Source organism: Serratia liquefaciens ATCC 27592, from assembly GCF_000422085.1.
GTDB lineage: Bacteria > Pseudomonadota > Gammaproteobacteria > Enterobacterales > Enterobacteriaceae > Serratia > Serratia liquefaciens.
This window is the reverse complement of record NC_021741.1, coordinates 4,882,331-4,901,427: the sequence shown is the minus strand read 5'-3', so window position 1 is coordinate 4,901,427 and position 19,097 is coordinate 4,882,331. Positions and strand designations below refer to the sequence as shown.

The following is a 19,097-nucleotide window of genomic DNA, read 5'->3' as shown; positions in this document are numbered from 1 at the left end:
CGTTAGTTCAAATAGTTGACTTTAATACTAGGTTATAATACGCCCATTGCCCTGGTACTACAACGTGCGGCAAACGCACCAGATCTGGATCGATGCGGCTCCCTGCTCCTGCAACAACTTGGCGATTTCCATGACCGTACTGCCGGTCGTCACCACATCGTCCAGCAGCGCGACGTGTCGGCCCGCCATGGTTTCATGGCAACGAAACGCACCACGCAAATTGCGCCGCCGCGCGCGGGCCGATAGCCGTTGCTGCGGAGCCGTTTTACGCACCCGGCTCAGGGCGGCGGGGCGGTAATCGCACCCTAACCAGTGTGCCAGCGGCAGCGCCAGCAGATCGCTCTGATTATAGCCGCGCCGCCAGCAACGTTTTGCCTGTAAGGGTACCGCTAAAATGATATCGGGTCTGTTCAGATATTGCTCTCGATGTGCCTGTTGCCAGTTCAGCAGGATTAGCCGCGCCAGCAGCGGGGCCAGTTCCGGCGTGTGCTGAAACTTGAACTTTTTTATCAGCTGGCGCAGCGGCGCGGCGTAGTCATTGACGAACACCAGCGCCTGCCAGGGTGGCGGCTGTTGCAGGCAGCGGCCACAGGGCAATCTGGCATCGCCGGCGGGCAGGCCGCAGCGCGGGCAGCACAAAGGTTTGGCGGGCATGTGACGCAGGCAGTAGCTGCAGATACCCTGACCATAAAGACGCAGCGACTGTCGGCATAGCCAACAGCGGCTCTGGATTGATAGCATAACCGTCCTCCCTGACGGATGAGAATGAAAGGACAATAACGGATGAGTGCGTTGTACTGGCAAACAATAGGTGAAGGCGATCGCGATCTTGTGCTGCTCCACGGCTGGGGGCTGAATGCCGAAGTGTGGCATTGCATGATTGAGCGGCTGACGCCGCATTTCCGCCTGCATCTGGTCGACCTGCCGGGCTATGGCCGTAGCCAGGGGTTTGGCCCTATGTCACTCGAACAGATGGCGGAAACCGTGATGGCCGCGGCACCGGCGCAGGCCTGGTGGCTGGGCTGGTCGCTGGGCGGGCTGGTGGCCAGCCAGATTGCGCTGTTGCAGCCGCAACGGGTGAGCGGGTTGATCACCGTGGCTTCATCACCTTGTTTTGCCGCTCAGGATGACTGGCCGGGGATCCGCTCGGAGGTGTTGAGTGGTTTCCAGCATCAGTTGGGGCAGGATTTTCAGCGTACCGTAGAGCGTTTTCTGGCATTGCAGACGCTGGGAACGGAAAGCGCGCGGCAAGATGCCCGCCTGCTGAAATCGGTGGTGCTTAACCAACCGATGCCAAGCGTTGAGGTATTAAACGGTGGGCTGGAAATACTGCGAACGGCCGATTTGCGCCAGCCACTGGCCAAGCTGCCGTTGCCGCTGTTACGGGTTTACGGTTATCTGGACGGTTTGGTGCCGCGTAAGGTGGCAGAACTGCTTGATGCCAAGTGGCCAAACTCGCCATCAATCATCATTGCAAAAGCAGCTCATGCACCATTCATTTCCCACCCTGATGAATTTGCAGAAATTATTGGCACTTTTGTGGCAGAAAATGGGATCTGACCCAAAATCGCACAATAAAGCGCTAAAAAAAGAGCCGCTTAGTGGATAAAAAATAAACCTGTTCAATACTTAGGTGGGTAACTGCGTTGGCTGCACAATGAAAAAACGCGTGCGTATTTTCATTCGGCGTTTCGTCTCTGGGAAAACGGTCTCGTCAGGGAAAGCAACGAGGTCCGAAGATGTCACGGCAGCCAGTGTTATCGCGCATTTACTCTGGACGGCTTTCATAACAAATAAATTATCCCTTGAGAGGTATGGTAATGAAATCTTTGAAAATGATTGTTGCAGCGTTAGTTGTGAGTTCCGTGTCTTTCAGCACCCTGGCGGCAACCTTGCTGACCAAGGAAGATCTGGATAAGAATCCGGGTAAATATGAGAAGATCGGTACGGTAACTACCACCGCACAAACCACATCGCCGATGGATGCAAAAGAAGAACTGTCCAAACTGGCTGATGAAAAAGGCGGACAATATTACGTGATCCTGGCAGGCCGTGAGCACGGCAAGTTCAGTGCTATCGCCGAAGTGTACAAAGACAAGCAATAATCAAGAAGGGGGCGCGCCTCGTGCCGCGCCCCACCTCTCAGTGTTTTAACCGATATATCACCGTACTGCTGCACGCTTTGCCTTCCGGACAGCTTTTGCAGCTGCCGCTCAGGCAGGCGCTGTTATCCTGCTCGATACGCTCCACTTTCCCCATTGCGACCAAACGCTCCAGCATTGCCTGCACCAGCGGCAGCGGAGCCGCCAACTGACGGCTGAGCTGAAGCGCCTGTATGCTACCGTGCAGCGCCAATGCGTCGCGGATCTGCAGCAGGCCGGCCATTAGTGGCAGTTGCCCTTGGCGCCCTGACAGCAGGCTGCCGGGGTGGCGTTGCTCAGGCGTACCGTGACCCGACTACGTGCCCGGCGCAGGCCGAACAGAATCAGCAGATTGAATAACACCACGATGGCGATCGCCGCCAGGCTGTACTGCGGATGCTGGCTGAAGGTGGCAATCTGATAAAACAGCGTGGCTAGCGAGTAGGCCACGTTCAGCCCCCAGAGAATGGAGAAGGTCATCCAGCCGCGGCTGGATTCGCGGGCGATGGCCCCCATCACCGAGACGCAAGGGACGTACAGCAACACAAAGATCAGGTAGCTGTAGGCGGAAACCCCGGAGCCGAATTTGCTGCTCATAACGCCCATTGAGCCGACGTCCATTTCCCCATCGCCCTTGCTGGCCTCAATCGGGTTGGACAGTACGCTCAGGCTGAAGGTGTCTTTCAGCCCTTGCCAGGTGGTGTCCAATGCGCCACCCAGTTCATCCAGCAGGTTAAAGTTGGCGGCATCAAATTCGGTACTGTTGATATGTTCGGCGGTGTACAGGGTATTTAGCGTACCGACCACCACTTCTTTCGCCATGGCCCCGGTCACCAGGCCGACGGTAGCCTGCCAGTTGTCACTGTGCACGCCCATCGGTTTCAGCAGCGGCGTCAATACTTTGGACACCGACGCCAGCGCCGAGTCATTAATGTTATCTACCGGCTTGCCGCTGAACGAAAAGCTGTTCAGGCCGCCAATAAAGATGCTGGCAACTACAATCACCTTACCGGCACGCAGCACAAAGCCTTTCAGGCGCTGCCAGGTTTGCAGCAGCAGGCTTTTCAGGTGTGGCACGTGGTAAACCGGCAACTCCATCACGAAGGGGGAAGCTTCACCGCGCATGATGGTGTACTTCAATACCAGACCGGTGAGGATTGCCACCACAATACCCAGCATATACAAAGAGAACACCACGCCTGCGCCGTCCTGGCCAAAGAAAGCAGCGGCAAACACGGCGAAGATCGCCAGCCGAGCCCCGCAGGACATGAAGGGCGCCATCATGATGGTAATCAGGCGTTCGCGCTGCGCATCCAGCGTACGTGCGCCCATGATCGAAGGCACGTTACAGCCGAAGCCGACGATCAGCGGCACGAAGGACTTGCCGGGCAACCCCAGCGCCTGCATCAGGCGGTCCATCACGAACGCCGCACGCGCCATATAGCCGGAGTCTTCGAGGAACGACAGGAACAGGTACATCATGCCGATTTGCGGCACCAGCGGCAGCACAGTGTTGATACCACCACCGACCCCCTGCGCCAGGAAAATGGTCAACCATTCAGGGAAGTGCAGGGTATAGCCCAGCCATTGAATACCCTGAATAAAGATTGCCGCCGACCCGATATCGAAGATCGGCTGCAGTGCGCCGCCGAGGTTGATGGCTAGCAGGAACATCAAATACATCACCAGCAGGAAGATGGGCACCCCTAACCAGCGGTTGAGGATCACTTTATCCAGCGCTTCGGTCAGACGGTTCGGCATGGCCTGTTGTGAATTGCTCACGGCATCGCACAGGGTGGCGATTGACTGATAACGCGCATCGGCAATCACCAGTGCAGGATCTTCCTGCTGTTGCCGCTGCAGCGCCTGTTTGGCCGCCGGCAGCAGGGCCGCCGCAGGGCCGGCAAGCTGGTGGCTGTAGATATCGCCTTCCAGCATCTGCAGCGCCAGCCAGCGACGTTGTTCGCTTGGCAGGGTCTGCGGCATGGCGTCGCTCAGCGTGGTCATTTCCTTGAGCAGCAGCGGCGGGTAGTTCACCAGCGCTTTTAATTCGTTGAACTGATGGTTGTCGATCATCTGCTTCAGCACGCCAATGCCGTCGGCTTTGGTGGATACCATCGGCACCACCGGACAGCCGAGACGCGCCGACAGTGCCGCGATATCGATATTAATTTTTTGGCTTTTGGCGATATCCAACATATTCAGCGCGACAATGCAGGGGATGCCCAGCTCCAGCAGTTGCAGCGTCAGGTATAGATTACGTTCCAGATTGGAAGCATCGACCACGTTGATCAGCAGATCGGCGTCGCCGCTCAGAATGTAGTGGCAGGCAATTTGTTCGTCGAGTGAGGTTTGCTCCGAGATGGTGGTCAGGGAGTAGGTGCCGGGCAGATCGACCAGTTTGACCTGTGATTGCGGCGTGGTGAACAGGCCTTCTTTGCGTTCTACCGTCACGCCCGCCCAGTTACCGACCCGCTGGCGTGCCCCGGTCAGCTGGTTGAACAGCGTAGTTTTACCGGAGTTGGGGTTGCCTATTAAGCCAATAGTGAGTTTTTTCATAATTTAGCGTGATATCAGTCAATGGAAGTTGGGCCAGGCAAGATGCATGGCCAAAGCAAGGCGGCTCAGGACTAGCCGTCGAGCAGGATCAGGGCCAGATCTTTCCTGCGCAGCACCAGGCTGACGCGGCGGGTTTTTATTTCTATGGGATCACCCAATGGTGCGACGCGTACCACTTCAAAAGACGAGCCCGGCAGCATGCCGAGGGATAAAAGTTTTTGGCGATAAGCCGGGCCGATTTCATTGGCGAAGCCGGCGATCTTATAAGACCGTTTAGGCAGAAGATGCATGTAACCTTCTCTAAGCCCAGGCTATTGGGCTGGTGATGATAAAAGAACGTTCCAATGGCAGTCCCGAGATAAAAACCACGAGCTGCCGACGCTTTCAATCCATGAGGCAATGCAGTGAACACGCAAAATAATAATAGTGAGAATAATTATCGTATTCAATACAAAAAATAGGGGTATTGGTAACCAAAGGTTGTGGCGATCACATTTAGAGAATGCAATTGCCTGACAGCGCTATTTTTATCACCCAGCCTGGTGGGGTGCAAATGCGAATGGTGAGTTAAATCAGTTACGTATTTGTAGTGAATTTTTCCGGTTTGAAAAAAGTAGTGACAGATTCGACAGCTTTGATTCGGTGACGTCAATATCGGTATTTATTAGGCAACATATTGCCGGCTGAATACGAGCGCTAAGCATTTGTGTTTCGCTGAGAAATACCGGAATGAGAATTTAATGTTAATAGAGATGTTAATAAATGGCTCTTTAGCGTGGCTTTCAGGCTTAAAACCGGAATTATCAGGGCTGTCGGCGGCAGCGAATAAAAATGCGGGTTTATTGAGGCGGGTCAAAAAATGATGAGGGTATTTAGCGGAAAAGGGAGGGGTTAACCCCCTCCCTGTGCCTCATGCGTTTTCTGCTGGCCGCCTGACTACGACTTTCTGCCAAAGGCCGCCGCCAGTGCGTCACCCATGGCGCTGTTGCCTGCCGAGGTGTTAGCGCCACGCGGTTTGGACTTATTGGCCTGCGGTCGCGAGGTGTTGTCCTTGGCCGGTGCTGAATTGCCACCGCGCCGTGGGGAACCTTCACCCGGTTGCTCGTCCAGACGCATGCTCAATGCAATGCGTTTACGTTGCAGGTCCACTTCCATCACCTTCACTTTGACGATGTCACCGGCTTTCACCACGGTGTGCGGATCTTCGACAAACTTGTCCGCCAGCGAGGAGATATGCACCAACCCATCCTGATGCACGCCGATATCAACAAAGGCACCGAAGTTGGTGACGTTGGTGACCGAACCTTCCAGGATCATTCCCGGCTGCAGGTCGTTGAGGGTTTCCACCCCTTCGGCAAAGGTTGCGGTTTTGAATTCCGGACGCGGATCGCGGCCCGGCTTCTCCAGCTCCTTCAGGATGTCGGTCACCGTCGGCACACCGAACTTCTCATCGGTAAAGTCGCTGGCCTTCAGGCTGCGCACCGCCGCCGGGTTACCCATCAGATCCTGCAGAGCCTGCCGCGTTGCGGCCAGAATGCGTTCGACCACCGGGTAGGTTTCCGGGTGAACGGTCGAGGCGTCCAGTGGGTTGTCGCCGTGGTTGATACGCAAGAAGCCGGCGCACTGTTCAAAGGCTTTCGGCCCCAAGCGACTGACTTTCAGCAGCTGTTCGCGGTTGCTGAAGCGGCCATTTTCGTCACGCCAGGTGACGATATTCTGCGCCATCATGCGCGTCAGGCCGGCTACGCGGGTCAGCAGCGGCACCGAGGCGGTATTCAGATCCACACCGACGGCGTTCACGCAGTCTTCGACCACGGAGTCGAGTTTTTTCGCCAGTTGGCTTTGGCTGACGTCATGCTGATACTGGCCGACGCCGATGGATTTCGGATCGATTTTGACCAGCTCGGCCAGCGGATCCTGCAGACGACGTGCGATGGATACTGCACCGCGCAGCGAGACGTCGAGGTTAGGGAATTCCAGCGCCGCCAGTTCGGAAGCGGAGTACACCGAAGCGCCGGCTTCGCTGACGATCACCTTTTGCGCTTTGACTTCGCTGAACTGCTGTTGCAGGTCGAGGTAAAAACGTTCGGTCTCGCGCGATGCGGTGCCGTTGCCGATGGCGACCAGCTCCACTTTATGCTTGGTGCACAGTGCGGCGACGATGGCGGCGGCTTTAGCGGCCTGACCGGTGTGCGGGTACACGGTGTCGGTGGCGACCAGCTTGCCGGTAGCATCGACTACCGCCACTTTGACCCCGGTACGCAGGCCCGGATCCAGCCCCATGGTGGCGCGCATACCGGCCGGTGCCGCCATCAGCAGGTCATGCATATTACGGGCAAAGACGTTGATCGCTTCATCTTCCGCGCGTTCGCGCACCGTGCTCATCAGCTCGGTTTCCAGATGCAGTAGCACCTTGATACGCCAGGTCCAGTTGACCACCGCTTTGCGCCAGGCGTCCGCCGGAGCATCATTCAGGCGCAGATCCAGGTGGCTGATGATGATCTGCTCCGCCTGGCTTTCGCGTGGGGCTTCTTCAAACTGCGGATCGGCATTCAGCGCCAGCTGCAGTACACCTTCGTTACGGCCGCGGAACATGGCCAGCGCACGGTGCGATGGCACCTGGGCAATGGGTTCATGATGATCGAAATAGTCGCGGAACTTGGCCCCGACTTCTTCCTTGCCTTCCACCACTTTGGACACCAGGTGCGCATGTTTCCACAGGTAGTTACGGACCTTGGCCAGTAATGCGGCGTCTTCGGCGAAGCGCTCCATCAGGATATAACGCGCGCCGTCGAGGGCGGCTTTTACGTCCGCTACGCCCTTGTCTGCATTAACGTAACCTTCGGCCAACTGTTCAGGTTGCTGCTGAGGATCCTGCCACAGCGTGTCCGCCAGAGGCTCCAGACCGGCTTCAATCGCGATCTGGCCGCGGGTGCGGCGCTTCGGTTTGTAAGGCAGGTAGAGGTCTTCGAGTTCGGTTTTGCTTTGCGTGGCGGTGATCGCCGTCGCCAGCTGTTCGGTCAGTTTGCCCTGCTCGTCGATCGATTTAAGGATGGTCTGACGGCGGTCTTCCAGTTCACGCAGATAACCCAGGCGGGTTTCCAGCTGGCGCAGTTGGGTATCGTCCAGACCCCCGGTGACTTCCTTACGATAGCGTGCAATAAAGGGCACGGTATTACCTTCATCCAGCAGACGGATGGCGGAGTCAACTTGCTCCGGCCGGGCCTGCAGTTCTGTTGCAATAATGCGGCTCAGTGGGTCATTCATAAGTCTGGTATCTGTTGAGAACGGTTGGTAAACAGGGGGACAGTTATACGGATTGCGCGGGGAAAATGCCAGTGGAGCGGGCCGCCTCTCGACAGTCATAGCGCGTAAAGCGGCCTGTACTGCGGCGGCGGGCGGTCGCTCGGAAAAAACTGAAATCTTATTTTACGTACTCGATCTCATTCACGTACCACAGGGCATCGCCGACTGGCGTATTAACGGTGGCGGCATCACCCACTTCTTTTTTAAGCAGCGCGCGGGCCATGGGCGAATCGATGGAGATGTAGTCTCGGCGGCCAAAAATCTCGTCATAGCCGACGATGCGAAAGCGTTTAGTGTCGCCGTCCTCGTTTTCCACTACCACCCAGGCACCGAAAAACACTTTGCCTTCCTGCTGCGGGGAGTAATCGACAATCTTTAATTGCTCGAGGCATTTGGTCAGGTAGCGTACGCGGCGATCGATTTCCCGCAGCCGTTTTTTGTTGTACTGATAATCGGCATTTTCACTTCTGTCGCCGAGGCTGGCTGCCCAGGTCACTTTTTTGGTGACCTCTGGCCGATCTTCGCGCCAGAGAAAGTCTAATTCCTGCTTTAGCTTGTCGTAACCTTCGCGGGTTATCAGCTGCGTTCTCATCGTGGTTCCGCCTTTAGGGACATATCAAAGGGAAGGACGTCATTGCGTTGGCAAAGTGTCGCACAAACTCGCATCGGGCTGTAGGCTGCTGTTGCACAATCCAATGAGCGTTAATCATCAGCCACGCGCAAAATTGCCGGTGCTGGCGTTTCTTATCGCCCCGGCTGAGTTACACTGCCGAATCAGCCGTCGGGTATGCCGCCAGCCAAAAGACGCAGTGCTTCTAAATTTAACCTATGCGCATCGTGATTTTGGCGAATCGTCGCGGGCATTTTGATGAAAATTGTTGATAAATGGGCAAAAGAATAAGCTTTGTAACAATTTCGTCTAGAATATATACCATTAAACGCTGTCCGAAATGACAGGGTTTTTTAACAATATTCACGTCAGGCAATAAAGCCTTTGGGAGTAATACAATGCAAGAGAATCATAAGATTCTGGTCGTCGATGATGACATGCGCCTGCGTGCGCTTTTAGAGCGTTATTTAACCGAACAGGGTTTTCAGGTTCGCAGCGTAGCCAACGCTGAGCAAATGGATCGCTTGCTGACTCGTGAATCATTCCATCTGATGGTGCTTGACCTGATGTTGCCGGGCGAAGATGGTCTTTCCATCTGCCGCCGTCTGCGCAGCCAAAGCAACCCTATGCCGATCATTATGGTGACCGCCAAAGGTGAAGAAGTCGACCGTATCGTTGGCCTGGAAATCGGCGCTGACGATTACATCCCAAAACCCTTCAACCCGCGTGAATTGCTGGCCCGCATCCGTGCGGTGTTGCGCCGTCAGGCCAATGAACTGCCGGGCGCTCCTTCACAGGAAGAGGCGGTGATCGCCTTTGGTAAATTCAAACTGAACCTCGGCACCCGCGAAATGTTCCGCGAAGACGAGCCTATGCCGTTGACCAGCGGCGAATTCGCAGTGCTGAAGGCGCTGGTGAGCCATCCTCGCGAACCGCTTTCGCGCGATAAGCTGATGAACCTGGCCCGCGGCCGTGAATACAGCGCCATGGAACGCTCCATCGACGTGCAAATTTCTCGTTTGCGTCGCATGGTTGAGGAAGATCCTGCGCATCCACGCTACATCCAGACCGTTTGGGGTCTTGGCTACGTCTTCGTCCCGGACGGCAGCAAGGCATGAGACGATTGCGCTTTTCACCGCGTAGCTCGTTTGCCCGAACCCTGCTATTGATCGTCACCTTGCTGTTCGTCAGCCTGGTGACGACCTATCTGGTGGTGCTGAACTTCGCCATCCTGCCCAGCCTGCAGCAGTTCAATAAGGTATTGGCCTACGAAGTTCGTATGCTGATGACCGACCGGCTGCAGCTGGAGGATGGTACTTTGCTGGAAGTACCGCCGGCGTTCCGTCGCGAAATCTATCGCGAACTGGGCATTTCTCTCTACACCAATTCTGCGGCGGAAGAGAGCGGTCTGCGCTGGGCGCAGCACTACCAATTCCTCAGCCAGCAGATGGCGCAGCAGCTCGGCGGGCCAACCGACGTGCGGGTGGAAGTAAACAAAAACTCACCGGTGGTGTGGCTGAAAACCTGGCTGCAGCCGGATATCTGGGTGCGTGTTCCACTGACTGAAATTCACCAGGGCGATTTCTCGCCGCTGTTCCGCTATACCCTGGCGATTATGCTGTTGGCGATAGGTGGCGCCTGGCTGTTTATCCGTATTCAGAACCGCCCGCTGGTGGAGCTTGAGCACGCCGCTTTGCAGGTAGGTAAGGGCATCATTCCACCGCCGCTGCGTGAGTATGGCGCATCGGAAGTCCGTTCGGTAACGCGGGCCTTTAATCAGATGGCGTCGGGCGTCAAGCAGCTGGCGGACGACCGCACATTGCTGATGGCCGGGGTGAGCCACGACCTGCGTACGCCACTGACGCGTATCCGTCTGGCGACCGAGATGATGAGTGCCGAAGACGGCTACCTGGCGGAGTCGATCAATAAAGATATTGAAGAGTGCAACGACATCATTGAGCAGTTTATTGATTATCTGCGCACCGGCCAGGAGATGCAGACAGAAATCAGCGATTTGAATAGCATTCTGGGCGAAGTGGTGGCTGCCGAGAGTGGCTATGAGCGGGTGATTGAAACCGCTTTGGCGCCGGGCGAACTGATGATGAATGTGCATCCGTTGTCGATCAAGCGTGCGGCAGTGAATATGGTGGTGAATGCGGCGCGTTACGGCAACGGTTGGATCAAAGTCAGCAGCGGCCGTGAGCTGCAGCGCGGCTGGTTCCAGGTGGAAGACGACGGCCCGGGCATTAAACCGGAAGAGCTGAAGCATCTGTTGCAGCCATTTGTTCGTGGTGACAGCGCGCGCAGTACCAGCGGGACCGGGTTGGGCCTGGCTATCGTACAGCGTATTATCGATGGGCATCATGGCGCACTGGATATCGGCACCAGCGAACGCGGTGGGCTGTTGATTCGGGCTTATATTCCGTTACCGATGGAGAAAAAAGAGTCGGGCAATGGGCATCAGAACCTGAAGGACAGCGCGTAATCTTTTTATCTGGGGGCCGCAGTTTGCGCCCCCGTCAGGACTTCCTGCTCATCACGTAGTATTCCGCTGCCTCTTCATGCAGACGCCGGCCCGTCGTGGCCTGCCAGGGATCGATTAACTCAATGCCGCAATGGATAAAGTCTTGGGTATTGCGCGTGGCCAGGGTGGCACCGTAATGCAGGCAGGTGGCGGCGATTTGGGTATCGGTGATGCCCATTAACCGGCCCTGACGCTGATTTTTCTCCATAAGTTCCGCGTATTGCAGTGCGCAGAGTGTATCAAATGGCAGGGTTTGCTCATCAAATCTAATCTGCACTGCCTCCGCCAGCTTGTGTTTGAATTCGCGCTGCCGTTTCCCATCAGGCATACAGGCAACTCCACTGAACAACTCGGCGAGAACTATCGCACTAAGATAAAGCTCATCATTGTCTTTTTCATTCAGCCATCTGATGACGTTATAGTGCGGGTTGGGGCGCAACGTTTCTGAAACCACGTTGGTATCGAGAATAATCATAATTGGTCATCGTCGTCAAAGGTGACAATACGCGGCGGCGTGGCATCGCGCGGTGGGATCTCCAATTCAACCCCGCCCAACTCGGCAAAGTGTTGATGCATCCAGGTGCCTAACCCATAACGCGGCGGTTTTTTCAATAATGCCTGTTTCAAAATCATGCGAGCTTCCTCCTCCATGGAATGGCCATTTTTTGCTGCCGAGACGCGCAGCAACTCCTTTACTTCGTCGTCCAGATTTCTGACGGTTATGGTAGCCATTGAAACCTCCGTTGCTATCAATGATTGCACTGCATTATTATCTCTTTGCGTCGTTCAAAAAACAACCGATAAAAATAAAAAAAGGCGTGATATCCACGCCTTAGCTGAAGCTGTAAAAGGAAGCTATTACAGTTTTGGACCGGCGCTGACCAGCGCTGCACCCGCTGGAGTGTCGGTGTATTTGTCAAAGTTGGTGACAAAACGCTCGGCCAGATCCTGTGCCTTCTCTTGCCATTGCTCAATGCTGGCGTAAGTGGCGCGCGGATCCAGGATATCCGGGTTGACGCCCGGCAGTGAGGTTGGCATCGCCAGATCGAAGATAGGCAGGGTAATGGTTTCTGCCTTATCGATTTCACCGCTGAGGATCGCATCGATAATACCGCGAGTATCTTTGATCGAAATGCGTTTACCGGTGCCGTTCCAGCCGGTGTTGACCAGGTAGGCCTGGGCACCCGCAGCCTGCATGCGCTTCACCAGGACTTCGGCGTATTGCGTTGGGTGCAGCGACAGGAAGGCTGCGCCGAAGCAGGCGGAGAAGGTTGGGGTCGGCTCGGTCACGCCGCGCTCGGTACCGGCCAGCTTGGCGGTAAAGCCGGACAGGAAGTGGTACTGGGTCTGGTTGGCGGTCAGGCGAGAAACCGGTGGCAACACGCCGAAGGCGTCCGCAGTCAGGAAAATCACCTTGGTGGCGTGGCCGGCCTTGGAAACTGGCTTGACGATATTCTGGATGTGATAGATCGGGTAGGAAACACGGGTGTTTTCGGTTTTCGAGCCGTCGTTGAAATCAATCGTACCGTCGGCCAGCACCGTGACGTTTTCCAGCAGCGCATCGCGTTTGATGGCGTGATAGATATCCGGCTCGGCTTCTTCGGACAGCTTGATGGTTTTGGCGTAGCAACCGCCTTCGAAGTTGAACACGCCGTCGTCATCCCAGCCGTGTTCGTCATCGCCAATCAGCTGGCGTTTTGGATCGGTGGACAGGGTGGTTTTGCCGGTGCCGGACAGGCCGAAGAACACCGCCACGTCACCTTTTTCACCCACGTTAGCCGAGCAGTGCATGGAAGCGATGCCTTTCAGCGGCAGCAGGTAGTTCATCATGGAGAACATACCCTTTTTCATTTCGCCGCCGTACCAGGTGCCGCCAATCAGCTGCATGCGTTCGGTCAGGTTGAAAGCGACAAAGTTTTCCGAGTTCAGGCCCTGTTGCTGCCAGTTCGGGTTAGTGCATTTGGCGCCGTTCATCACCACGAAGTCCGGTTCGAAATCCTGCAGTTCTTCTTCCGTCGGGCGAATGAACATGTTTTTGACGAAGTGCGCCTGCCAGGCAACCTCGGTGATAAAGCGGACTTTCAAGCGTGAGTCGGCGTTGGCGCCGCAGAAGGTATCCACCACAAACAGGCGTTTGCCGGAGAGCTGCGTGGTGACCAGCTGTTTCAGGTCAGCCCAAATTTCCGGACTGAGGGGTTTGTTGTCGTTTTTGCCTTTACCCTGATCGGCCCACCAGACGGTGTCGCGGGTGATGTCGTCACGGACGATGTACTTATCTTTCGGGGAACGGCCGGTAAAAATACCGGTGTCGACGGATACAGCACCCAGCTTGGTTACGACCCCACGCTCATAACCTTCCAGAGATGGGTCTGTTTCTTCCTTGAACAGCAAGTCATAACTCGGGTTGTGAACGATTTCGCCGACGTTATGAATCCCATAAGCGGCCAGATCCTGAGGGGTTATACCTTTAACACGCATGTCACTACTCCTTGGTCACAGAATTTCTGGCGCCAATTGTAGGGATTCAGCAGCGAGTAACCGCGATAGGTATCAAATATTTAACGTTTTAGTCGGTTTTTCGTTACGATCTGAGAGATAGCACACGGAAAAAAGCAAACGTGCAAACGAGGTGAATGAGCGGGCGCAGGGCGCGCCCGCCGATATGGGGTGCTACTTAGTGCAACTGATCGCTGTCACCGGTGTTACCAGTGTACAAGGCGGCAACGTCTACGGCGTCAAACACATAGTGATTGCCGCAGTAATCGCAGTGCATATCGATATTGCCATCCTGCTCCAGCATTTGGGCCACTTCGTCGGTTGGCAAGGTGACCAACGCATCAGCGCAGCGCTGACGTGAACAGGTGCAACGGAAGATCACGTCCTGTGGTTCATACAGAGTGACTTCTTCCTGGTGATACAGGCGATACAGCACTTCATTGGCCGGCAGGCTGAACAGCTCTTCGCTTTTCACCGTGTTGGTCAGTTGTACCAGATGATCGAAATCATCGGCATTGCCGTCCTGTGCCGGCAGCACCTGCAGCAACATACCGCCCGCGGCCGGTTGGCCTTCGAACTCGCCGGTGCGAATGAACAGACGGGTTGGCAGCTGTTCGGACTGGCGGAAGTAAGCCTCAAGGCATTCGGCCAGCGTTTCGCCTTCCAGTGCCACTACGCCCTGATAGCGCTCGCCTTCGGTTGGCGCGATGGTGATCACCATGACGCCGTTGCCGATCAACTGATGCAGCGTGCTGTCATCGGCGATTTCGCTCTGTACGCGCGCTACGCCACGCATTTCCTGGCGGTTGTTGCCGTTAATCACGGCCAGCTTCAGCGGGCCATCACCCTGTAATTGTACGGTGATATCGCCGTCGAACTTCAAGGTTGCGGTCAGCAGGCTGGTGGCCACCAGCAGTTCACCCAGCAGTTTTTTAACCGGCGCCGGATAATCATGGTTGTTCAGGACCTGCTGATAGGTTTCGCTGACGGTAACCAGCTCACCGCGCACCGCGTAGTTTTCAAACAGGTAACGGTGCAATTGGTCATGGTTAGACATAGTTTTCTCTCATTGCGGCGAGGGGTTATTCCTGCTCACCAAATTTAAATTTAATCAGGTCGCGCCGCTCTTTCTTGTCCGGACGGCGGTCCGGATGCGGCATGGTCAGCGCATTCATCTTGCGTGCGAGCGCCACTTTCTCTCGATTGGCGATGCTGGCTTCGGTTTCCTGATACATCTGCTGCGCCTCGTCGGCGCCGCGCCGTTGGCTGGCCAGAGCCAGAACGATCACCGTGCGTTCATCGTTACCCTGACGCAGCTTGATCTCGGCATTGAGCTCGACATTCTTGCTCGGCTTACCGCGCTGTCCGTTATAGTGCACCTTGCCGCCGTCGATCATGTCCCGCGCCAACGCGCGGGTTTTGTAGAAACGAGCCGCCCAAAGCCATTTATCCAGCCGGACCGCGTCGTCCCGTGTTTCCTTATCTTTCATTTCTCCCCCTTGGCTAACGCCGGTATCAACAGGCGGTAGTCGCGCATTGCCGGGTAGTGTCGAAAGGTTTTCTCCGCCATGCTGGAGTCCGGATTCTGCACGCCCAGGCAATAGCGAATACCGAAGGTGCGGGCAGCATCCAGAATAGGTTCACCGTCGTCGACGAACAGGGTGCGTTGCGGATCAAATCCGGTGTGTTGCTGCACGGCCTGCCACAAACGCTGATCTTCTTTCGGATAACCAAATGTGTGGGTAGAAAGTAATAAATCAAGGTGGCGATCCAAACCGGTATGCTCAATTTTTACCGCCAGGCTGTGCGGATGGGCGTTGGTCAACAGGATAGTCCGGTGACCTGCGGCTCGCAATGCCTGCAAAAAGGGCTCGGTATCCTCACGCAGGCGGGCTCGGCTGCCAACCTCAGTGGTCATGCGGTAAATATCAAGATCCAGCCGTTCGCTCCAGTAGTCGAAGCAGTACCAGTTCATGGTGTGCTGCACCGCCAAATATTCCTGGTGAATGATTTTACGCGCTTCGTCGAAGGGAATAGCACGCTGCTCGCTCAGGGCTTGTGGCACCAGGCTGAGCCAAAAGTGGCTGTCGAACTCCAGATCGAGCAGGGTGCCGTCCATATCCAGCAGCACGGTATCAATTTCACGCCAGTCAAACTCGGGAACCATGAAAACTCCATAGGCGAACCGTCGGGGGTCCGCAGGATAAGGGGAATAGCGTTAGCGTAGCATAAGCGGATGACAGGAAGCAGGCCTGCGAGCGACTCAGGGCATTGGCCGCAATGACATCGGGGAGAGCTGCGGGTTAAAGCAGCTTTCGTAATAGCGCTGGATATCGGCGGTTCGGTGCTGGCTGATGCGGCGGCGCTGCACCAGTCGCCAGGTGTTGTAACCCAGAACGACGGCGACCGTCAGCAGCAGCAGGCTGGTACCGAGATAGCGCCACAGGGTGATGATATCGGGCTCGCTGTGCAGCGCAATATGGCGTGTACCGTTGGCGTCGACGCTGATACTGGTGATCACGCCCTGAGCTTCAAACGGCGTATGCAGCAGCATGCTGGCCAGACGTTGCAGTTCATTCCATTGATCGAGCGCGTTGTACTCGTTTAAGGGGACCGCAGGCTGTGGGTGATTGACCAGCTGTTTACCTTCATCGCTGCTGATCAGGAACCCGCCAGGTGGAGGGCTGTTGAGCGCGGCGGCGGCCTGCCGGGTTTCGCTGTAGACAAACGACGATGCGGCAACCTTGGTCAGGCTTTCCAGCGATTCGGCACTCACCGGGCGTAACAACACGTTGACCCCCTGCAAAGCGCCCGACTTGGCGCGTTTCACCAGGGTAGCCCAGTTTTTGACGTTACCCAGGTTCACCAGGGCGTTTTTCAGCCGAACGCAGTCGTTGTCCGCCTGGCACAGATCCTGCGTTTTCAGCACGATATCGGAAAAATCGTCCAGCAGGATCATGCCGGATTTTTCAATCGCGCTGGCCAGCTGCGGGTTGAGTTTCTGATCGGTACCATCGGGATGTAGCTGGGTATTGACCGTCGCCAGCAACGCTGAAGCTTTGTCGATGACGTCTGATTCCGGCTGCGGCAGGGGGGCTGCGTTGTTCCAGTAAATGCCTGAGCAGTCGAAAGGCATAAAGCTGGAGGTGTGCGAACCGCTGACCGGTGGCGGCACATAACACATACCGTTGCCTTGAGCTTTCAGGGTATCGCCGATGCGCAAGGTGGCGCCTTCGAGAGCCTGAACGTTGGTCACTTCGATTTTTTGCGCGCCCTGCAGCCAGGCCATGCTCAGCTTAAGCGGCAGGCTTAGCGGAATATAGGTCAGCAGCAGCACCAGCACCAAAAAAGAGCTGGCCATCAGCACCGCGTTTCTGCCCCATTGCTGCAACGGGAAGTTTTTCACCTCATCATGCAGAGAAAGGAAGCGTCCCTGGCGCAACACCTGGCGGTTAAGGTAGATATCCACGTCGGTGCTCTTGCCCAGATCCTGGGTGATATAAGGCTGCCAGTGCGGCGGATAAATAAGATCGATGATGCCGAGAGAGATATTGCTGATCTGCCCCTGATTAGATTCGCCAAACAGCCCCCAACGCTTGGGGGTGCCACGCAGGCAGTGCACTTCTTTCAGTTCGCGTGATGTCGGCCGACGGAACAGATTCCAGCAACCCCAGGCGATCATCAGCACGGCGACCACTATCATCCAGGGAATGACCACCACCGGGCTTATCAGGCTGAAGAACAGCAGCAGCAGGGCAGCCGAGATAACGGCGGCTTCCTTGATGCCGTTCGGGCGAGTTAGCGCATGTTCTTCCGGCGTTTCCTTGCGGATATTCACCAGCTCGACATGCTCGCTCTCTTCCTTGCGAATGGAGGCATTTTGGCTCGGGGCTGCTTTCACCACCGGCGGTTGCGGCCGATCGTGAATATGGTCTTTCAGCGAATGCCCGTTGAGGGAGATAACCAGCGGTAACGTCTGGGTTCTGATCACTTCCACATGGTTATCGGCGCTGATGTACTGTTCCCAGAACGGTGGCAGATGCACCTCTTCGGCATCCAGATAATAGCGCCACTTGTTGGGTTCATCGCTGGCCAGCCCGTAGCGGGTAATGGCGTGGGTAATGGGGTAGACGTTATCGCTTTGCGGGGTCAGCGCCAGCTTGGAGGAAGGCAATGAGCCGTTACCGGGCAACAGTTTGTTGCTCAGCTTATTTTGCTGGCCGAGATAATGCTCGACGGCGGCGCGCTCTTCGCCGGTCAGTTTACGGTGTGTGGGTTTGATAAAGGGCAACGCGCGCGTGAGCAGCGGCTGATTGCGGGCTTTAAACCAGAGATACAGGCCAGCGGCAATCAGGCAGGCAAGCACTAAGGCCAATATCAACACTATTGTGCTCATGCTATCCCCATCTTGGACCCGTGAACCTCACCAACCTGATGAATCGTGGCGCATTATACGCAGTCAAATCACCAAGAGACACCCTGAACAGTGACGGGAGGAAAGATTCTCCGCCGGGATCTCATTTATTGATAATAACTGCCCGTTTTATCGCCATGTCTTACCTGCGTGATGATAGCAATCGGGCTCTTCTATCGGTATCGGCATTATCTTATTTTAATGCACTCTTTTTTACCCGAGAAAGACAGAAAATCGGCAGGTGCTGGCTACAGTTGTTAAAAAAAAGTAAATTACTGCTTGTGCTCGTTGCGGCAAAGGTTCTCATTAACGCACAATGTGATCAAGATCGGTTTTGGTCAGCGTTTGAGCGCAAGTGAACTGCGCGTCACGCCAATCATTATTCTGGTTATCTGCGTCATCACGCCTGATGTTGTGGCCTGCCGCCGGATAACTCATTTGAGGCAATCATGGATAAACACCTGCAAAAACCTAAAATTCTGAAAGTTGAAACGGTCGCACGTTCGCGTTTATTTAACGTTGAGTCCGTCGATCTGGAGTTCAGTAACGGTGTACGGCGGGTGTATGAGCGGATGCGGCCCTCGGACCGTGAGGCCGTGATGATTGTGCCGGTGATTGGCGATGACTTGCTGCTGATCCGTGAATATGCGGTGGGTACCGAATCTTATGAGCTGGGGTTCCCCAAGGGGTTGATCGATCCCGGTGAGGGTGTGCTGGAGGCGGCCAACCGTGAACTGATGGAAGAGGTGGGGTTTGGCGCCAAACGTTTTGATTTCCTCAGCAAGCTGACGATGGCCCCTTCGTACTTTTCCAGCAAAATGAATATCGTGCTGGCGCACGATCTCTACCCGCAGAGTCTGGAAGGGGATGAGCCGGAGCCCTTGCCGCAGGTTCGCTGGCCGATTGCCGATATGATGGCGTTGCTGGCCGAACCGGATTTCCGTGAGGCGCGCAACGTCAGTGCGCTGTTCCTGACCGAGGCATTTTTACGCGGTTCACGTTAATCGTTGATTGCTAGATAAAAAAAGGGCCAGATTTCTCTGGCCC

Annotated in this window: 18 protein-coding genes; 5 read left to right on the top strand and 13 right to left on the bottom strand. The window is 55.7% G+C overall.

The features are described 5' to 3' along the window. Window positions 1-57: 57 nt before the first annotated feature. Window positions 58-741, bottom strand: a complete 684-nt coding sequence (gene gntX, locus M495_RS22905; RefSeq protein ID WP_041415071.1) for a DNA utilization protein GntX — start codon at window positions 739-741, stop codon at window positions 58-60. 42 nt (window positions 742-783) lie between these two features. Here gntX and bioH point away from each other — a divergent pair, with 42 nt between their 5' ends. Both bioH and M495_RS22895 read left to right on the top strand, forming a co-directional pair. After that, window positions 784-1,560 carry a pimeloyl-ACP methyl ester esterase BioH gene (gene bioH / locus M495_RS22900; RefSeq protein ID WP_020837366.1) on the top strand — a complete coding sequence of 259 codons (777 nt, stop codon included), beginning with the start codon at window positions 784-786 and terminating at the stop codon, window positions 1,558-1,560. 260 nt (window positions 1,561-1,820) lie between these two features. Next, the gene (locus tag M495_RS22895) at window positions 1,821-2,105 is read left to right on the top strand and encodes a YdgH/BhsA/McbA-like domain containing protein (RefSeq protein ID WP_020837365.1); all 285 of its coding nucleotides are present in this window, start codon (window positions 1,821-1,823) and stop codon (window positions 2,103-2,105) included. A 37-nt stretch (window positions 2,106-2,142) separates the two neighbouring features. Here M495_RS22895 and M495_RS22890 read toward each other — a convergent pair whose 3' ends face one another. From M495_RS22890 to greB, 5 genes are all read right to left on the bottom strand, one after another. After that, on the bottom strand, window positions 2,143-2,385 hold the full coding sequence (locus tag M495_RS22890; RefSeq protein ID WP_020837364.1) for a FeoC-like transcriptional regulator: 243 nt from the start codon (window positions 2,383-2,385) through the stop codon (window positions 2,143-2,145). After that, a complete protein-coding gene (gene feoB / locus M495_RS22885) occupies window positions 2,385-4,700 on the bottom strand; it encodes a Fe(2+) transporter permease subunit FeoB (RefSeq protein ID WP_020837363.1) in 2,316 nt (771 codons plus the stop codon). The genes M495_RS22890 and feoB overlap by 1 nt, the downstream gene beginning before the upstream one ends. 71 nt (window positions 4,701-4,771) lie before the next feature. Then, window positions 4,772-4,990, bottom strand: coding sequence for a ferrous iron transporter A (gene feoA / locus M495_RS22880; protein ID WP_020837362.1), 219 nt, complete (start codon window positions 4,988-4,990; stop codon window positions 4,772-4,774). Window positions 4,991-5,636: 646 nt separating this feature from the next. Then, window positions 5,637-7,967 (bottom strand): Tex family protein, encoded by a 2,331-nt coding sequence (locus tag M495_RS22875; protein WP_020837361.1) that lies wholly within the window; start codon window positions 7,965-7,967, stop codon window positions 5,637-5,639. 157 nt (window positions 7,968-8,124) lie between these two features. Continuing rightward, the gene (gene greB / locus M495_RS22870) at window positions 8,125-8,598 is read right to left on the bottom strand and encodes a transcription elongation factor GreB (protein ID WP_020837359.1); all 474 of its coding nucleotides are present in this window, start codon (window positions 8,596-8,598) and stop codon (window positions 8,125-8,127) included. Window positions 8,599-9,014: 416 nt separating this feature from the next. Here greB and ompR point away from each other — a divergent pair, with 416 nt between their 5' ends. Then, window positions 9,015-9,734 (top strand): osmolarity response regulator transcription factor OmpR, encoded by a 720-nt coding sequence (gene ompR / locus M495_RS22865; RefSeq protein ID WP_004709363.1) that lies wholly within the window; start codon window positions 9,015-9,017, stop codon window positions 9,732-9,734. After that, window positions 9,731-11,101: a two-component system sensor histidine kinase EnvZ gene (gene envZ, locus M495_RS22860; RefSeq protein WP_041415068.1), complete on the top strand. Its 1,371-nt coding sequence runs from the start codon at window positions 9,731-9,733 to the stop codon at window positions 11,099-11,101. Before ompR ends, envZ begins: the two co-directional genes overlap by 4 nt. A 34-nt stretch (window positions 11,102-11,135) precedes the next feature. On the opposite strand, the gene M495_RS22855 is transcribed toward envZ, so the two are convergent. The 7 genes from M495_RS22855 to M495_RS22825 all read right to left on the bottom strand — a co-directional run bounded on the left by M495_RS22855 (window position 11,136) and on the right by M495_RS22825 (window position 18,032). Further along, entirely contained in the window at window positions 11,136-11,615 is a 480-nt protein-coding gene (locus tag M495_RS22855; RefSeq protein WP_020837355.1) for a type II toxin-antitoxin system VapC family toxin, read from the bottom strand. Continuing rightward, window positions 11,612-11,872 carry a FitA-like ribbon-helix-helix domain-containing protein gene (locus M495_RS22850; RefSeq protein ID WP_020837353.1) on the bottom strand — a complete coding sequence of 87 codons (261 nt, stop codon included), beginning with the start codon at window positions 11,870-11,872 and terminating at the stop codon, window positions 11,612-11,614. Before M495_RS22850 ends, M495_RS22855 begins: the two co-directional genes overlap by 4 nt. Window positions 11,873-11,998: 126 nt before the next feature. Further along, a complete protein-coding gene (gene pckA, locus M495_RS22845) occupies window positions 11,999-13,618 on the bottom strand; it encodes a phosphoenolpyruvate carboxykinase (ATP) (protein ID WP_020837351.1) in 1,620 nt (539 codons plus the stop codon). Window positions 13,619-13,814: 196 nt separating this feature from the next. Beyond that, window positions 13,815-14,693: an Hsp33 family molecular chaperone HslO gene (gene hslO / locus M495_RS22840; RefSeq protein WP_020837350.1), complete on the bottom strand. Its 879-nt coding sequence runs from the start codon at window positions 14,691-14,693 to the stop codon at window positions 13,815-13,817. 25 nt (window positions 14,694-14,718) lie between these two features. After that, window positions 14,719-15,126, bottom strand: coding sequence for a ribosome-associated heat shock protein Hsp15 (gene hslR / locus M495_RS22835; protein ID WP_020837348.1), 408 nt, complete (start codon window positions 15,124-15,126; stop codon window positions 14,719-14,721). Further along, window positions 15,123-15,803 carry a GMP/IMP nucleotidase gene (yrfG, locus tag M495_RS22830; protein ID WP_020837347.1) on the bottom strand — a complete coding sequence of 227 codons (681 nt, stop codon included), beginning with the start codon at window positions 15,801-15,803 and terminating at the stop codon, window positions 15,123-15,125. The genes hslR and yrfG overlap by 4 nt, the downstream gene beginning before the upstream one ends. A gap of 96 nt (window positions 15,804-15,899) precedes the next feature. After that, window positions 15,900-18,032, bottom strand: a complete 2,133-nt coding sequence (locus tag M495_RS22825) for an intracellular growth attenuator family protein (protein ID WP_041415066.1) — start codon at window positions 18,030-18,032, stop codon at window positions 15,900-15,902. A gap of 467 nt (window positions 18,033-18,499) precedes the next feature. Here M495_RS22825 and nudE point away from each other — a divergent pair, with 467 nt between their 5' ends. Beyond that, a complete protein-coding gene (nudE, locus tag M495_RS22820) occupies window positions 18,500-19,054 on the top strand; it encodes an ADP compounds hydrolase NudE (RefSeq protein WP_006319109.1) in 555 nt (184 codons plus the stop codon). Window positions 19,055-19,097: the final 43 nt, after the last annotated feature.

What these genes read in the sequence shown, in the direction of transcription:
- M495_RS22875 (WP_020837361.1), bottom strand. Translation starts at nt 7,967, where the DNA reads ATGAATGACCCACTGAGCCGCATTATTGCAACAGAACTGCAGGCCCGG.
- M495_RS22895 (WP_020837365.1), top strand. Translation starts at nt 1,821, where the DNA reads ATGAAATCTTTGAAAATGATTGTTGCAGCGTTAGTTGTGAGTTCCGTG.
- ompR (WP_004709363.1), top strand. Translation starts at nt 9,015, where the DNA reads ATGCAAGAGAATCATAAGATTCTGGTCGTCGATGATGACATGCGCCTG.
- M495_RS22890 (WP_020837364.1), bottom strand. Translation starts at nt 2,385, where the DNA reads ATGGCCGGCCTGCTGCAGATCCGCGACGCATTGGCGCTGCACGGTAGC.
- greB (WP_020837359.1), bottom strand. Translation starts at nt 8,598, where the DNA reads ATGAGAACGCAGCTGATAACCCGCGAAGGTTACGACAAGCTAAAGCAG.
- bioH (WP_020837366.1), top strand. Translation starts at nt 784, where the DNA reads ATGAGTGCGTTGTACTGGCAAACAATAGGTGAAGGCGATCGCGATCTT.
- feoB (WP_020837363.1), bottom strand. Translation starts at nt 4,700, where the DNA reads ATGAAAAAACTCACTATTGGCTTAATAGGCAACCCCAACTCCGGTAAA.
- yrfG (WP_020837347.1), bottom strand. Translation starts at nt 15,803, where the DNA reads ATGGTTCCCGAGTTTGACTGGCGTGAAATTGATACCGTGCTGCTGGAT.
- envZ (WP_041415068.1), top strand. Translation starts at nt 9,731, where the DNA reads ATGAGACGATTGCGCTTTTCACCGCGTAGCTCGTTTGCCCGAACCCTG.
- nudE (WP_006319109.1), top strand. Translation starts at nt 18,500, where the DNA reads ATGGATAAACACCTGCAAAAACCTAAAATTCTGAAAGTTGAAACGGTC.
- hslR (WP_020837348.1), bottom strand. Translation starts at nt 15,126, where the DNA reads ATGAAAGATAAGGAAACACGGGACGACGCGGTCCGGCTGGATAAATGG.
- M495_RS22850 (WP_020837353.1), bottom strand. Translation starts at nt 11,872, where the DNA reads ATGGCTACCATAACCGTCAGAAATCTGGACGACGAAGTAAAGGAGTTG.
- M495_RS22855 (WP_020837355.1), bottom strand. Translation starts at nt 11,615, where the DNA reads ATGATTATTCTCGATACCAACGTGGTTTCAGAAACGTTGCGCCCCAAC.
- feoA (WP_020837362.1), bottom strand. Translation starts at nt 4,990, where the DNA reads ATGCATCTTCTGCCTAAACGGTCTTATAAGATCGCCGGCTTCGCCAAT.
- M495_RS22825 (WP_041415066.1), bottom strand. Translation starts at nt 18,032, where the DNA reads ATGAGCACAATAGTGTTGATATTGGCCTTAGTGCTTGCCTGCCTGATT.
- gntX (WP_041415071.1), bottom strand. Translation starts at nt 741, where the DNA reads ATGCTATCAATCCAGAGCCGCTGTTGGCTATGCCGACAGTCGCTGCGT.
- hslO (WP_020837350.1), bottom strand. Translation starts at nt 14,693, where the DNA reads ATGTCTAACCATGACCAATTGCACCGTTACCTGTTTGAAAACTACGCG.
- pckA (WP_020837351.1), bottom strand. Translation starts at nt 13,618, where the DNA reads ATGCGTGTTAAAGGTATAACCCCTCAGGATCTGGCCGCTTATGGGATT.